General features: G+C 64.7%; 1 pseudogene. It reads left to right on the plus strand.

From position 1 onward, the window contains the following. Window positions 1–1,483, plus strand: a pseudogene (locus H8R17_RS45390) (sugar-binding protein); the annotation flags it as partial.

Genomic DNA, 1,483 nt, shown 5'->3' on the forward strand with positions numbered 1-1,483 from the left:
TCAAGCAGGTCTCGGCCCCGCCGTCGCAGGGCCAGAGCGTCCGCAACGTCACGTCGTACGAGTACTACGACAACGGCTGGGTGAAGTCGGCGAAGGACCCGTTCGACATCACCACGACGTACGACTACAACCTGCTGGGCCAGCAGACGAAGAACACGCTGACCTCGGCCGGCGGTTCCTCGCAGCGCACCATGACGTGGGACTTCTACCCGTCGGGCAACCAGAAGGCGCGCTCCGACGACGGCATCCCGGTCGGCCTGCAGGTCGTGGTGGTCGACTCCTCCGACGTCCACAACACCGCTGTGCAGGGCGCTTGGGACCCCTCCCAGGCGATGGACCAGTGGGGCTACAACGTCCGCACGAACGCGGCGGGTACGGGTGCAGACACCTTCACCTGGCAGCTGGTGATCCCGCAGGACGGCACGTACGAGGTCTTCACCCGCCACGGCGACGTGACGGGCGCGGCCACGAACGCCCCCTTCGAGATCACCCACTCCACGGGCTCGGTCACCAAGACGGTGGATCAGTCGGCGAACGCGGGCGACTGGGTCTCGCTGGGCTCGTACACGTTCACCGAGGCCGGGACGCAGAAGGTCACGCTGTCCGACAACGCCGACGGTTCGGTGATCGCGGACGGCATCAAGCTGGTCCGTTCCAACACCGGTGACACGGACAACGAGAAGAAGGACTTCACCTACACCTATGACGCCAACGGGCTGCTGAAGGAGGTCAAGGACCTCTCGCCGGGTGCCAGGGCGGATGCCTACGCCATGACCTACGACGGGCTGAATCAGCTGTCGAAGGTCGAGGAGAAGCTCGGTACGACGGTCAGGAACACGACGTCGCTGACGTATGACGTCAACGGCAACATCGACTCGACCACGCACGACGTGACCTGGTCGGCGTTCGAGTACGACGTCCGCGACATGATCAACAAGATCACCAACGCGGACTCGCCGACGGCGGGCAACCAGCAGATCAGCACCTTCACCTACACCGACCGCGGCCAGCCGCTGAAGCAGGTCAAGCCGAACGGCAACACCGTCGACTTCGCCTACTACCTCAACGGTGCGGTGAAGTCGCAGGCGGAGAAGACGTCGGCGGGCACGGTGGTCGCCTCGCATGATCTGGAGTACGACCCGAACGGGAACCGCTCCAAGGACACCGCGAAGGTGATGAACGCCGACAACTCGGCGGACTACCTGGACACAGTGTCGGTGTTCGACTACGACCCGCAGGACCGTATCGCCAAGGTCACCAAGACCGGGGACGCGGCGGGTACGGAGGCGTACGTCTACGACTCCAACTCCAACATCGTCGAGCAGACGACCGGCGGGGTGACGTCGACGTCGACGTACGACCGCAACCGGCTGCTGAAGACGACGACGGCGGGTGTGGCGTCGACGTACAACTACGACCCGCTGGGCCGCCTGGACACCGTCTCGTCCAACGGCAGCGTGCAGGAGAAGTACACGTACGACGG

Source organism: Streptomyces sp. TRM68367 (assembly GCF_014495685.1).
Classification (GTDB): Bacteria; Actinomycetota; Actinomycetes; order Streptomycetales; family Streptomycetaceae; genus Streptomyces.